The following is a 14109-nucleotide window of genomic DNA, read 5'->3' on the forward strand; positions in this document are numbered from 1 at the left end:
AGAGATGAAAAGGAATAAAAACACGATAATATATATACTTCTGGCAGGATTAAGCTTATCAACTTTCTCTTGTACAAAAGATTTTAACGAAGTAAATACGGATCCTCTGGGCAAAAGTACAGTTGAGGCGCACCAGTTGATGGCACCTACGTTAGTAAATCTAATGTCAACCAATATGCTGCGTAACCGTAACTTTAATAATGAACTGATGCAGGTAACCGTTGATCTTGGCGATGCTGAAGGAAAGGTTTTCAGATACGACATCAGACGTAATGCGGCTGATAATACCTGGAATAGCTGGTATGTGAACCTAACCAACATTGCAGATATACAGAAGATAGCCAGTCAGCCTGAAAAATTAAATAAGTCTTATCAGGGCATATCGCTTATCCTCCAGTCATGGATATATTCATTGCTTACGGATACTTATGGTGATGTACCATACTCAGAAGCTAATAATGGCAAAGAGGGTAATTTGCAGCCAGTTTTTGATAAACAAAAGGATATTTACTTAGGAATGTTCGATAAGCTGGAGCAGGCCAACAATTTACTTAAAGACGGTACTGCGATTATCGCCACAAGCGATCCTGTATATAACGGAGATGTAGCTAAATGGCGTCGGTTGGGCAATTCATTATACTTAAGGCTATTGCTTCGTGTTTCGGGAAAATCAGAGGTGTCGCCTACGGTTATCGCCAAAATAAAAGAAATGATTGATACCAATCCGGGTAATTATCCTGTGATGGAAAACAACCAGCATACGGCTAAGTTGTTGTGGACAGGCTCAAATGTCAGTACAGCGCTATACACATCGCCATATATGGCTAGTGTACGTGCTAATGATTTTTACGTTCCGGCGATAGGCCAGTTCTTCATCAATAACCTGGTCGGGTGGGCAGATCCTCGTATTCTTCCTTCATACGGTCAGGGGGGAATCAATAGATTTGGAATAAGACCTGGAACGAGTGGTTATGCGGGAGTTCCTAGCGGTTATAACCCCGGCAACGAACCGGCTAAAGAATCCCGTTTTTATTCTTCAAGTGAGAATGCAGCTATCAATCTGCAAACGGATAGATATACAGGTATCATCATGAATGCTGCAGAGGTGGATTTCATTTTGGCTGAAGCGGCAGCTAAAGGCTGGATCAGTGGAAATGCAGGAACTTACTATTACAAGGGTATAGCTGATGCGATTAACTATTGGCTTCCTACGGTTATGACAGGTGGAGCAGCGGATCCGGCAGTAGCAGCCTACGCTGATGCTGCTGATATAGAGTGGAATAATGCGCTCCCTTTACAAAGTGCAAGCGCCAATGCAATTAGCAAAATGTTGCTGATACATCAGCAAAAGTATTATGCTTTGTTCCTTGTCGATTTTCAGCAATGGTTTGAATACCGTCGTACTTCCTATCCTTTTTTACCAAAAGGACCTGGTTTACTTAACGGAGGGATAATGCCAGCGAGATTATTTTATCCAACAATCACTCAGTCAACAAACCCAACTAATTATAAAAATGCTGTGGCCGCTCAGGGTTCGGATGTAATAAGTACTCAGGTTTGGTGGCAAAAGCCTTAATTATTAATATGTGATGATTATGAAAAAGACATTAAAATATATATGCTTAGCCGCTGTTACTGTAAGTACACTGCTGGGCTGTAAAAAAGATAGCGACTACATCTCGGGTACTATAAGCCCGTTCATTTCCAATTTTGACCTAAAGAAGTCATACAAAGGAACGGATTTGACGCTTACTACAGAGGTCATGAAAGGTGCCACTTCAATAAAAGGCATTGTTATATCCGATTTTACATCAGGCAATACACCTGCCGGGCTACTGGTTCTTCAAAATTCAAGGATAGTAGGTAATGGCATAGATTCTATACGTGGTATGGTTTTCAATATTGGAGCGGATGCAACTAAATTTACAACGGGTGATTCGGTGCATATCAAAGTGGAAGGTGGGGTGTTAAAAAGGATAAGTGGCATACTTCAGATAACGGGTGTACCCGCTGCTGCTATAAATAAAGTGGCATCAGGGCGCGCTATAAAAGTGCCAATTGTTAGTTCTGCACAATTAATAGCATCTCCTTACGCTTATGAAAATACATTAATAACCATGAGCAATACTGTTTTGGAACCCGAACCAGTGCAGGGTGATACGTTTACTGGCAATAAGACCATAAATGATAGTTATGGTACGGTTACGCTACATACAGAATCTGCAGCCAATTTTGCTAATGTGCAGCTGCCACCAAGCGCAAACTTTACGGGCGTTGTTCATTATGATAATCAAGCCAAACCTCAGCTTTGGATTAGAAATATAGATGATTCTTTTGAATTGCCCTTAATTAAGCCATCTCCTATGATTATCACAGGATACTTAACCAATCCAGGCGGTACGGACGCTCATGCTACCAATGGGGCTCATGAATACATGCAATTTTTAGCTACCAGAGATATTGACTTTGCTGCTACGCCATTTTCAGTAGTAACGAATAATAACGCAGGTGCTGCCGCCTTTCCTGTAAACGGATGGGCAACAGGGGGAACACGTACATACAAATTCAATCTTACTTCCGGTACTGTAAAAAAAGGAACTTTCTTTTATGTGGGAGGAAATACTAAACTCATTTGGGGTGTTCCTAGTACTACTAATCCTGCAAAATCTACCGATATCTCCAACGCTAAATGGATTACTTCAGTCAATTATGCAGCTGTTGATGGTGCTGGTTTTGGTACAAAAGCCACTAACTTACTGGCAAACAGTGGTAATCCGGCGGGAATAGCTGTTTTTGAAGGAACTACGGTAACCGCGACTTCCGTCCCATTGGATGTAATGATGTACGGTGGCACCAATTTTAATTCTGGCATGGTTTATTCAGCCGGTCCGCCAGAAGTTGGATATCGTATAACTAACACAGATTTTTACAGCACCATTAATGCCTCTACAAGGAAAGCACAGCCATTTTATGCTGGTGGTAGCAACACTATCAGGCTTGGTTTCCAAGTTGAGCAAACGGCGGATGCAGGCGGAGGTTTTATACGTTTAGGAGGTGTATATAATTCTTTAACAGGACGATGGAAAGTTGGCAGGTCGTTAAAAAATATACCAATGTCACTCAATTCGCAATTGTCGGACATAGAAACCGGAGCGGGTATTACAACCTTAGAAGATTAATTTTTAAATCAGACAACCACAGCCAGCCAGCAATTTGGTTGGCTGTGGTTATTTTCATCTAATTTTTCATAGACACATGAACCGCAGAATTTTCTTAGAGAGATTGGGATTGCTAGCCACAGGAATGGTAGTCAGCCTGAAATCAAATGCTTTTGGTCAACTAACAAACGGCGGTACCATTACCGGAACTGTAACCGATGGAAAAAATCCCATTGCTAATGCGGTGTTATCCGATGGTTTTGAGGTAGTAAAGACCGATGCAAACGGCCGTTATACCATCAATTTAAATGATAAATCTGAATTCCTGTTTTTAAGTACACCATCTGGTTACGACTTTAAGACCGATACGGAAAGTGTAAACCGACAGTACGAAAGCCTGGGCGCACGTAATGAAATCAACTTCAAACTAAAGAAGCTCAAAAAAGACGACAATAAGCATAATTTCATCATTTGGGCAGATCCGCAGGTAAAGACTAAGAAGGATGTAAAGCAGATGATGGACACCTCAGTTCCTGATGTTCAGCAATTGGTGAAATCTATGGGAGCTGAAACCCTTGTTCACGGCATCGGCGTAGGTGATTTGGTTTGGGACAACCATGCTTTATTCCCGGATTACAATAAGGCAGTATCACAGATGGGCATCCCGTTTTTCCAGGCATTAGGTAATCATGATATGGATTACCGCATGGGGGGAGATGAAACATCTGACAAGACCTTTAAACAAATGTACGGGCCTACTTATTATTCTTTTAATCGTGGTAAGGCACATTATATAGTGCTGGATGATGTTCGTTATCTGGGCATAGAACGTACTTATGATGGATACATCAGTGAGGAGCAGCTTTCCTGGATGGCTAAAGACCTGCAGCATGTAGGTAAAGACCAGTTGATAATCATTTGTCTTCACATACCCGTGCACAATGGGGTGAAAAACAGAGAGGCATTTTACGCCTTGTTGGATGGCTACCAACATGTTCATATCATGTCCGGACATACGCATTACAACGTTAATAAAATACAAAACGGAGTATATGAACATAACCATGGCGCCGTATGCGGGGCTTGGTGGACTGGCCCCATCTGCAGTGATGGTACTCCTAGGGGATATGGTGTGTACGAAGTTAACGGCAATGACTTAAAATGGTATTATAAAGCTACTGGGCAGAAAAAGGATTACCAGCTTAGCGTGTTTGTCGAAACGCTAACCAATCAAAAGCGTCTGATTGCAAATGTCTGGAACTGGGATCCAGAATGGAAGGTTGAATATGAATTGGACGGAAAACCTATGGGCGCACCAGAAAAAATAGACGGTTATGACCCGCTTTCCGTGGAACTTTATCAAGGTGAAAAACTTCCGATAACCCGCAGTTTTGCTGAACCTCATAGAACAGACCATTTGTTTATGGCACATTTTGGTCCTACTGTTAAAAAAGTAAAGGTTATTGCGACAGATCGCTTTGGACAGAAATTTACAGCAGAGTCATAATTCAAAAAATGATTGATTTGGGCTTCGTTTGATAACTGTTTAAAACTATACGCAATATTGAAAAAACAATAATATAAAGATGAAAAATTATATATTTTTAGGGTTATTTGGTTTAATTTCTATCTCGGGATGCAAGTCAACCTATCAGCAAAAAAACATACAATTAAGTTTTCCAGCTTTCAGTGCTGAAGCACATCGCGGTGGAAGAGGTTTGATGCCTGAGAACACCATCATTGCAATGCTCGACGCCATGAAACACCCAAACATAACCACGTTGGAAATGGATACGCACATCACTAAAGATAATCGGGTTGTGGTTACCCACGATGATTATTTGAGTTCCGGGTTTATGCTCACTCCCGATGGTAAAGAAATCCCTGCCAGCGACGCTAAAAAATATGCTGTCTTTCAAATGAACTATGATTTGCTTAAAACTTTTGATATCGGCTCGAAAGTGAATTCTAGCTTTCTTCAACAAAAAAAGGTGAAGACCTATATTCCTTTGTTGGGCGATCTAATTGACAGTGTTCAGCAGGAGATTAAATCAAAAAACAAAAAGCAGTTTTTCTATAATATAGAAACCAAATGTGACGCAAAGGGGGATGGCATTGCCAATCCTTCACCGGAAGTATTTGTGAAGCTTTTGATGGATGTAATTGAGCAAAAGAAAATAACTCCCTACGTAGTGATACAGTCTTTTGATAAGAGAACAATTCAAATCATCAATCAGAAATATCCTAAAGTAAAAACCTCATTCCTGATTTCCAACAAGAAAAGCTATGAGGAAAATATTGCCGATTTAGGATATAAGCCTTTTATATACAGTCCCGAATGGAAGCTGGTAGATGCCAATTTAATAGATAAAGCACATGCAGACGGCGTTAAGATAGTTCCCTGGACTGTTAATACAAAAGAAGACATTAATCGTTTAAAATCTTTAAAAGTAGATGGAATTATCTCGGACTATCCAAATCTATTTTAAAGACTATTCATAAAACCTATTTTAATACCTGAACGCTAAAACTAACCGAAATAAACATATGGGTTTCAATCTTTTTCCGCCCCCAGCGGCACATCAGCCATTATTGCCGAAAGAGCAAGTAGATAAACAATATAAAACACAGCGCATCAAAGTATTTCTGGGTATATTTTTAGGATATGCAGCTTACTATTTTGTACGTAAAAACTTTTCATTTGCGATACCTGAACTTCAAAAGCTCGGATTTAGCAAAGGTGAGCTTGGTCTCGCTGCTTCTGCACTTTCAATAGCCTACGGCTTTAGCAAGTTTTTGATGGGTAATATATCAGACAGGAGCAACGCAAGGTATTTCCTTTCAATAGGGTTAGTGCTTTCTGCATTTACCATGATTTTTATGGGACTAATTCCCTTTGCAACCTCATCTATTACCATCATGTTTATTTTGCTGTTCATAAATGGGTGGTTTCAGGGAATGGGCTGGCCCCCTTGCGGTAGAGTGGTAGCGCACTGGTATTCTGTTAGGGAGAGAGGAACTGCCATGTCGATCTGGAATCTGGCACATAACCTCGGTGGCTTTCTTGTAGGGCCGCTAACCGTACTGGGCTTTGAGCTTTTTGCAAATTGGCACGCCAAATTATATTTCCCAGGTATGGTAGCTATTTTATTTGCATTGGTAGCCTTGTTTTTGGTAAGAGATACGCCTCAGTCTGTCGGTTTACCACCGATTGAAGAATACAACAATGACTATCCGAAGAGTTATGATGCAAAAACCCAGGAACAAGAGTTCTCAGCTAAAGAAATCTTTTTAAAATATGTTTTAAACAACAGGCTCCTATGGTACATCGCAGTTGCAAATGCCTTTGTCTACCTGGTTAGAAATGGGATCATAAACTGGGCCCCTACCTTTTTGCAAGAAGCGAAAGGTTATACACAATCAGAAGCAGCATGGTCATCTGGCGGTTACGAGCTTGCAGCTATACCTGGAACTATCCTTTGCGGCGTGATCAGCGATAAGTTATTTAAAGGCAGAAGAGCTCCGGTAACAATCATTTATATGGCGATGACTTTGCTTGCGGTGTTGGTTTATTGGAAAAATTCAGGAGAGAGCCATCTCATACAAAATGTTTCTCTTTGGGCAATCGGTTTCTTTATTTACGGACCTGTGATGCTGATAGGGGTGCAAGCTATTGATCTTGTTCCTAAAAAAGCTGCGGGAACTGCAGCGGGCTTAACGGGCTTGTTCGGTTACTTTATTGGAGATTTGCTGGCCAATGCAGCATTAGGTAGCTTAGTAGATAAAAGTGGATGGGATGCTTGCTTCATGGCAATTGCAATTTCATGCCTTCTGGCTATTTTCTTTACTGCCTTTACATGGAATAGAGAAAAGAAAAATTTAGGTAATTTAACACCATTGTCTCATTAGAATAATTGAAATTATGAAGGTGCTTTTTAATCAGGTTTTATTCATATTAGTTCTGCAGCTATCAGCTCTTGGTTATGCAAATGCCCAAACTGCAAAATGGGACAGTACGTACAGACCTGCGAAATACAAAGAGCTGGTGACTAAATTCGAAGCTGAAGAAAAGTCAAGAAAAGAATTTGTGTTTCTGGGTAATAGCATTACCGCCGGTACAGATTGGTCTAAATTACTAAACTTGTCAAATGCAAAGAACAGAGGTATTTCCGGTGATATTACTTTTGGCGTATTGGAGCGTCTGGACGAGGTCATTTCCAGAAAACCTGCAAAGGTTTTTGTGCTGATAGGCATCAATGACGTTTCAAGAAATATTCCTGATAGTCTGATCCTTCGGAATTACAAACTGATGATCGACCGGCTGAAAAAAGGGACGAAGAAAACCAGGATCTATTTTTATACTTTGTTGCCAGTCAACAGTTCATTTGAGAAGTTTAAAAATCACTATGGTAAAGACGAACATATTCTTTGGTTAAATGATCAGATCAGGAAATTGGCCGACAAAAAAGTAACGGTTATAGATCTGTATCCTCATTTTTTGGATGAAAATAATCACTTAAAAGCGGAGCTGACCATGGATGGATTACACCTTAAGCCGCAAGGTTATCAGGTATGGTCTAAGATACTGAATGATGGGGGGTACCTTAAATAGGGTTAACTGTATACCGCAGAAACCTTTCGTGTAAGCATGCAGGAAGATTTATTTACATATTTATTTTCTTTGTATGCTTCTTTGCCCAGGCGGCGAAGTGTCTTATAATGGGAGACGAGCGCAGCACTAAACGTTGTGCTTTCTATATACGGCAAGTTAAATTCCAGTGCGGTTTCTTTTACAATTTTCCCTATTTGAGGATAATGAATATGACATATTTTAGGAAATAGGTGATGTTCTATTTGTCTGTTTAATCCTCCGCAGAAAAATGCAGTTATTTTGCTGTTTACTGAAAAATTTGCTGTAGTTCTCATCTGGTGCTCAGCCCAGGCCTCTTCTATATTCCCTTTTTGATCCGGAGAAGGGAATGACGTCCCTTCTACCACATGGGCAAGTTGAAATACAAGGCCAAGTACCAGACCCTGAGCAAACTGCATGGTCAGGAAGCCAACTAAAAACTGCCACCAGGTAATATTCATTACAACCAGGGGAAGTACTATGAAGAGGAAATAGTAAATGCCCTTATAGATAAACAGCTTAAAATATTCTATTCTGGGGTGAACCAATACATGTTCGCCTATTTTCTTTTGAAAGAACTTCTTAAAGTCTTTTCTAAAAACCCATGATAACATGGCAAAACTATAAAGTACAAAAGCATAGAAGTGCTGGTAGCGCTGAAGCTTGTTGACGGTCTCAGATTCAGAAAATCTAATCAGGCCAGGAGCTACATCAATATCTTCATCATGCCCGGCAATGTTAGTATACGTATGGTGAACGATGTTATGACAGATATTCCATACATAAGGACTTGCTCCTATCAGATTAAATACAAAACTCAAAACCTTGTTTACATGTGCGTTGCTCGAGAATGATTTATGAATGGCATCGTGACAAATGTTAAATCCTACAAAAGCACCAAACATGCCTAATAATACTGTTAATGTTAGTGTGATATAAGCATTGAAGTTTCCAAGTAGTATCAATAGATAGCAGCTGGTTAGTCCAGTTAGGAAAAACACAGCTTTGAACCACATGGAGGCATTGGCGTTTACAGAAATATTGTTTTCAATGAAATAGGCGTCGACACGCTTCCTTACAGTGGCATAAAAAGTAGATTTACTGGCATTAATGAATGTGACTTTTTTTGCCATTTGTTGTTTTATAGATGAAATGATGCTTTTTATCCCTGTGATAATTAGCTAATGTAATACAATTATGACGAGATCTATGATTCTTGATATTAATATCTAATTACGAGAATGTAACCAGATTGGTTTTTTACCTGCAAAAGTACTCGTAGTTTTTAGAGTTCCTTGAATAAATTTGTTTATTCTCAAGTCCGGTTGATTGGTGTATTTACAGGTAATGAACAGCTAATGTATAGCAGTTTTCTTTTGCTATTGTTTTGCTTTCCTTTTGCTCTTCTTTTGCTATCCTTTTGCTTTTAGCAAAATAAAGGCAATATAATAGCAAATATTTAGTAATAGAAAAGCATGGTTAATATAGGGTACAAATAATGTCGAGCTATACAGTAATGCAGGGAGAATAGCTGATTATTTGGGTCAGGCAATGAAACATAAACAGCCTGTGAGAGATTTAAAATAAAATCCTTATTTTTACAGCCCCTTATGGAACAGATAAAAACATCATTTGATTTTGAAAAGCCTTTGACTGAACTTGTTCAGCAAATTGAGAAGGTTAAACAGGTTGCCGATAAAACAAAAGTAGATATGTCTGCTACCCTAACAGAACTGGAAGAAAAGCTGGCACAGACACAGCAATCTTTATATAGCAACCTTACCGGTTGGCAAAAAGTTCAGATGTCAAGGCATGCTGAACGACCTCAAACGCTGGATTACATCAGCTTGATTTGTGATGACTTTATAGAAATGCACGGTGATAGAACCGTTAAAGACGATAAGGCCATTATAGGTGGTTTCGCTACCATCAATGGACAAACAGTGATGATCATTGGCCATCAGAAAGGTAAAAATACCAAAGAACGTCAATACCGTAATTTTGGTATGGCAAATCCTGAAGGTTATAGAAAGGCATTGCGCTTAATGCGTTTAGCCGAAAAATTCAATAAGCCCGTAATCTCTTTTATTGATACGATGGGTGCTTACCCGGGTCTTGAGGCGGAGGAGCGTGGACAAGGTGAAGCTATTGCGCGTAATTTGCTCGAGATGTCTATATTAAAAGTGCCTATCATTTGTTTTGTTGTAGGTGAGGGTGCCTCAGGAGGTGCTTTAGGTATTGGTATTGGCGACAAAGTTTATATGTTGGAACATACCTGGTATTCGGTAATTTCTCCAGAGTCTTGTTCGTCCATCTTATGGAGGAGCTGGGATTATAAAGAACGTGCTGCAGAATGTCTGAAACTGACTTCTGATGACATGTACAATAACAAACTAATTGACGGGATTATTAAAGAACCACTTGGTGGGGCACATCAGAACCCGGAGTTAATGGCAGAGACCGTTAAAGAACAGATTTTGAAGGATCTTAAAGAGCTTAAAAAAGAGAAAACCGAGAAAATGATTGCCACCAGAATTGAGAAGTTCTGTGCAATGGGAGTTGTTAACGAGTAAGTTCGCATTCTGATCCTCCGGCTGCATAATTTGGCTCTGAAGGGAGCCAAAAGACGCTATGCCGGTTCACAGAACACTCGCTCTGGGTTAACCAGCGACTTTTTGAAAGGTAAGCATAGCCAGGCTAGATGCTTTTATCGCCTGCTGACATATGTCATATGCTGAGGAGACCATGGGTAATTATATTAGACAAAATAAAAAAAAGCCCTGCGATTCACAATCGCAGGGCTTTTTAATTAAATGTGTTTTATTGATATCTTTTAATAGCTCTTTCGCTTTGCATTTCCGTGATACTATTCTCATCATGCTACTATCGTTCGTCGGAAGCGAGTATGTTGTGAACCGGCATAGCGTCTTTTGGCTTCCTTCAGAGCCAAATTATGCAGCCGGAGAACAGCATAGGAGCGCCCCCCCTTATTGGGGCGCAAAATATCTTGAAAATCTCGATTCCAGAGCTGCAAATTGGTTGTTCAATTTCTCAGTCAGTTTAGTCTGTTTATACTTGGCTGTTGTTTTTGACATTTGATTTAAGAACGACATACCCAACTGAACATTTTGATTACCTATAAACTTATTCTTGCTTTGAGATACGTCTGCAAGGTAGGTAAGTTCTTTTTGTATATAATCTGCAGCTTTTTCAATCAAAGCATTTGCTTTAGGAATGTCATTAAGGTCATATAGATTTTCTGCCATGAAGTAAGTTCCCATCATAGAACGCATGCCGTAGAACTTTTCAGGCATTACTTCAAAATAGCGATTTGCTACCTTTTTAGCGTCCTCAGTTTTTCCTTCTCTAAGTAAACCAGTGATGGCATTGTTGAACACGTTAGTGAAAATGGAGATATCGTCAGATGACTGTGTATCAAGATAACTTGCATTTTTAACATTGCCCCATACAAATTTGTTCATCAAATTATTGTAGAGTGCCGGGGTGTTGATCAACTCACTTCTGTTGACAGTGGTATCCGCTTTTAATGGTAATAGACGAAGTGCTAAGCCTTCATTGTAAAGGTAATTGTCAAGTCCATTGTATTGCTCTGAAGGTACTGTACTGGCAAAATAGATTGGCCTCTTCCAATTGTTATGGGCTAATAGATCAAGCATAGCCAGCGTACCTTTGGTTACGTAGTTTTTATTAAATTTCCATTCCAGCTCTGGTGCGATTTTAGCAGAATCAGCAGCGCTAACGACACCATTTTTGATTACATCTTCACGGTTAACCGTAAGTTTGAAGTTTTTTGTCGGAATAAAGTTAACCTTTTTGCCATCATTCATTGGCAGTTTGTCTTCGTCATTGTCTGACAATAACAAATCAACGATATCCTTTAATTCTACTGATCCGGCAATGTTCGCATCCTGGAAGTACATCACATCTCTTACACCCTGAACATATTGAGATTCTTTCATTAATAGTGGCAGTGGATCGGACTCGTTTTGTCTGCGCTTCATACCATTGATATACCAATCGGTGTCAAATAAGCTCAGGTTTACCAATCTTATATCCGGTCTGATATTTTCTACTTCCTGTGCGTACCACAGCGGATAAGTATCGTTATCACCATAGGTGAATAAGATTGCATTTGGGGCACATGACTGAAGGTAATCAACGGCAATATCATGGGCTACCATTTTAGTTGAGCGGTCATGATCATTCCATCCCTGAGCGGCCATGATGACAGGAGCAGCAAAAAGTCCGATCACAGTAGCTAAAACAGCACCAGTAGCGGGGGTAATCTTTTTAAATAACCATTCCCTGATGGCGAGCACGCCAATTCCGATCCATATTGCAAATGCATAGAAGGAACCTGCATAAGCATAATCCCGTTCTCTTGGTTCCAGAGGCTTTTGATTCAGGTAGAGCACAATTGCGATGCCTGTAAAGAAAAATAATAAAGCAACAATGCCAGCGTCTTTTTGATCACGTTTAAAGTGCCATATTGCTCCGATTAAACCAATGATGAGCGGAAGGAAGAAGAAACGATTGTAAGCCTTACTTTCAGTTATGGAAGGAGGGAGGTGACTTTGATCGCCTAATCGAATCGCATCTATAGGCTTTACCCCGCTTAGCCATTGGCCTTCATATAGACTTCCTTGTCCCTGGTCGTCATTTTGACGGCCCACAAAATTCCACATAAAGTATCTCATGTACATTTGTCCAATCTGGTAACTAAAGAAAAATCCGAAGTTGTCTACCAGATTCGGAAAGTGGGTTTCATCCAGTCCCATCATCTCCCTATAGTATTCTATGTGCCTTGGATCATCACTATACATACGTGGGAACGGAGTAGTTTTGTCATATTCAGTCTCGGTTTTTTTGCCTGCAACTTCATATTTCTCTGCGCCTTTTCTATATAGAGTTTTACCCTCTTTATAGTTAACAGGCTGTGAGTTATAATTAGGTCCAAATAGCAATGGCCTGTCTCCGTATTGCTCCCTGTTTAGGTAGCCAAGGAATGAGAAGGCATTGTCCGGATCGCTATTGTTTAAGTTAGGGTCGGCTTTTGCACGAATAATGATCATGGCAAAAGAACCATAACCAAAGATGATCAGTACGGTCGACAATAGTGCAAGATTAAGGATCTTCTTCTGGTGTTTAATGGAGTAACGTATACCCCAAACTAAAGCACCGATTAGCAGGAGGGCAAAGAAGATAACTCCCGAACCAAATCCCATTCCTAAACTATTGACAAAGAAAAGATCGAAATAAGCGCCAAACGATACCAGGTATTGTATGATGCCGTATTGAATAACTGCAAGGATAAGTACACCTACTATACCTGCTTTAACTACACCGGACGAAGTTGGTTTTTTGTTCTTTTTGAAATAATAAACGAAAGCAATTGCCGGGATAGTTAATAAGTTCAATAAGTGAATACCTATTGATAGGCCCATGATATAAGCAATGAATAATAACCAGCGGTCGGCACGTGGCTCTTCAGCAACAGCTTCCCATTTTAATATAGCCCAGAAAACAATTGCGGTAAATAAAGACGAAAGTGCGTATACCTCTGACTCAACGGCTGAGAACCAGAAGCTGTCAGAAAATGTATAAGCAAGAGCGCCCACGGCACCAGCACCCATGATGCTGATCAGGTTGGCCTTTGTGATTTCTTCATTCTCTTTTATCAATACTTTTTTTGCCAGCGCCGTGATGGTCCAGAATAAAAACAATATCGTTGCGCCACTTGCAATAGCAGAACCTACGTTCATAAAGTATGCAACTTTAGTTACGTCACCAAAAGCAAATAGAGAGAAAAAGCGCTGAATCATCAGGAATAATGGGGCACCAGGCTGGTGAACTACCTGCATTTTTAATGCTGAGGCGATAAACTCGCCACAATCCCAGAAACTTACTGAAGGTTCTAATGTTAAAATGTAAGTTAAAGCGGCAATTCCAAAACAGATCCAGCCGGTAATGTTATTAATCTTTGAATAATTCATTTCTTTATTAAGTAGTTATTAATAGTGAGCCTACTAAAGCGCAGCCGAAAATAAAGAATAAGATTGATAATCGTATAAAGTAATAAGGAGTTTAACAAATTTTAAAGCTTGTAAAGCCACTTTTACAAGTTTTTGTGGTCATTTAGACCGAGAGTTTTCACTGTGCAGAGGTTAGGATAATGCCATTGTTGGCAGTTGATCAATGTATATAGGCGAATGGACGCATTTAATCGAAAAAAAAATGTGTGATTTAAGGTGCTGATTTACTGGGAATAATTGCTTTTGAAAGCTGGCGGGCAAAAAATAT

General features: G+C 39.8%; 9 protein-coding genes. 7 read left to right on the forward strand and 2 right to left on the reverse strand.

Annotated features, from left to right (window positions below):
* Window positions 1-4 precede the first annotated feature (4 nt).
* The 6 genes from R2Q78_RS15640 to R2Q78_RS15665 all read left to right on the forward strand — a co-directional run bounded on the left by R2Q78_RS15640 (window position 5) and on the right by R2Q78_RS15665 (window position 7770).
* Window positions 5-1576, forward strand: coding sequence for a SusD/RagB family nutrient-binding outer membrane lipoprotein (locus R2Q78_RS15640; protein WP_316793488.1), 1572 nt, complete (start codon window positions 5-7; stop codon window positions 1574-1576).
* Between the two features lie 19 nt (window positions 1577-1595).
* The gene (locus tag R2Q78_RS15645) at window positions 1596-3179 is read left to right on the forward strand and encodes a DUF5689 domain-containing protein (RefSeq protein ID WP_316793489.1); all 1584 of its coding nucleotides are present in this window, start codon (window positions 1596-1598) and stop codon (window positions 3177-3179) included.
* A 76-nt stretch (window positions 3180-3255) separates the two neighbouring features.
* Entirely contained in the window at window positions 3256-4665 is a 1410-nt protein-coding gene (locus tag R2Q78_RS15650) for a calcineurin-like phosphoesterase family protein (RefSeq protein WP_316793490.1), read from the forward strand.
* 79 nt (window positions 4666-4744) lie between these two features.
* Window positions 4745-5647: a glycerophosphodiester phosphodiesterase family protein gene (locus tag R2Q78_RS15655; protein WP_316793491.1), complete on the forward strand. Its 903-nt coding sequence runs from the start codon at window positions 4745-4747 to the stop codon at window positions 5645-5647.
* Window positions 5648-5705: 58 nt separating this feature from the next.
* Window positions 5706-7067, forward strand: coding sequence for a glycerol-3-phosphate transporter (gene glpT, locus R2Q78_RS15660; protein WP_316793492.1), 1362 nt, complete (start codon window positions 5706-5708; stop codon window positions 7065-7067).
* Window positions 7068-7080: 13 nt separating this feature from the next.
* A complete protein-coding gene (locus R2Q78_RS15665) occupies window positions 7081-7770 on the forward strand; it encodes a GDSL-type esterase/lipase family protein (RefSeq protein WP_316793493.1) in 690 nt (229 codons plus the stop codon).
* Between the two features lie 2 nt (window positions 7771-7772).
* Here R2Q78_RS15665 and R2Q78_RS15670 read toward each other — a convergent pair whose 3' ends face one another.
* Window positions 7773-8921 (reverse strand): acyl-CoA desaturase, encoded by a 1149-nt coding sequence (locus tag R2Q78_RS15670; RefSeq protein WP_316793494.1) that lies wholly within the window; start codon window positions 8919-8921, stop codon window positions 7773-7775.
* A gap of 477 nt (window positions 8922-9398) precedes the next feature.
* Between R2Q78_RS15670 and R2Q78_RS15675 the strand changes: the two genes are divergently transcribed.
* A complete protein-coding gene (locus R2Q78_RS15675; RefSeq protein WP_316793495.1) occupies window positions 9399-10361 on the forward strand; it encodes an acetyl-CoA carboxylase carboxyltransferase subunit alpha in 963 nt (320 codons plus the stop codon).
* A 414-nt stretch (window positions 10362-10775) separates the two neighbouring features.
* Here R2Q78_RS15675 and R2Q78_RS15680 read toward each other — a convergent pair whose 3' ends face one another.
* Window positions 10776-13802 (reverse strand): DUF2723 domain-containing protein, encoded by a 3027-nt coding sequence (locus R2Q78_RS15680; RefSeq protein ID WP_316793496.1) that lies wholly within the window; start codon window positions 13800-13802, stop codon window positions 10776-10778.
* Window positions 13803-14109: the final 307 nt, after the last annotated feature.

The organism is Pedobacter frigoris (assembly GCF_032678645.1).
Lineage (GTDB): Bacteria > Bacteroidota > Bacteroidia > Sphingobacteriales > Sphingobacteriaceae > Pedobacter > Pedobacter frigoris_A.

Coding starts and splice junctions, on each gene's coding strand:
- R2Q78_RS15640 (WP_316793488.1), top strand. CDS start 5: ATGAAAAGGAATAAAAACACGATAATATATATACTTCTGGCAGGATTA.
- R2Q78_RS15650 (WP_316793490.1), top strand. CDS start 3,256: ATGAACCGCAGAATTTTCTTAGAGAGATTGGGATTGCTAGCCACAGGA.
- R2Q78_RS15645 (WP_316793489.1), top strand. CDS start 1,596: ATGAAAAAGACATTAAAATATATATGCTTAGCCGCTGTTACTGTAAGT.
- R2Q78_RS15655 (WP_316793491.1), top strand. CDS start 4,745: ATGAAAAATTATATATTTTTAGGGTTATTTGGTTTAATTTCTATCTCG.
- R2Q78_RS15675 (WP_316793495.1), top strand. CDS start 9,399: ATGGAACAGATAAAAACATCATTTGATTTTGAAAAGCCTTTGACTGAA.
- R2Q78_RS15665 (WP_316793493.1), top strand. CDS start 7,081: ATGAAGGTGCTTTTTAATCAGGTTTTATTCATATTAGTTCTGCAGCTA.
- R2Q78_RS15670 (WP_316793494.1), bottom strand. CDS start 8,921: ATGGCAAAAAAAGTCACATTCATTAATGCCAGTAAATCTACTTTTTAT.
- glpT (WP_316793492.1), top strand. CDS start 5,706: ATGGGTTTCAATCTTTTTCCGCCCCCAGCGGCACATCAGCCATTATTG.
- R2Q78_RS15680 (WP_316793496.1), bottom strand. CDS start 13,802: ATGAATTATTCAAAGATTAATAACATTACCGGCTGGATCTGTTTTGGA.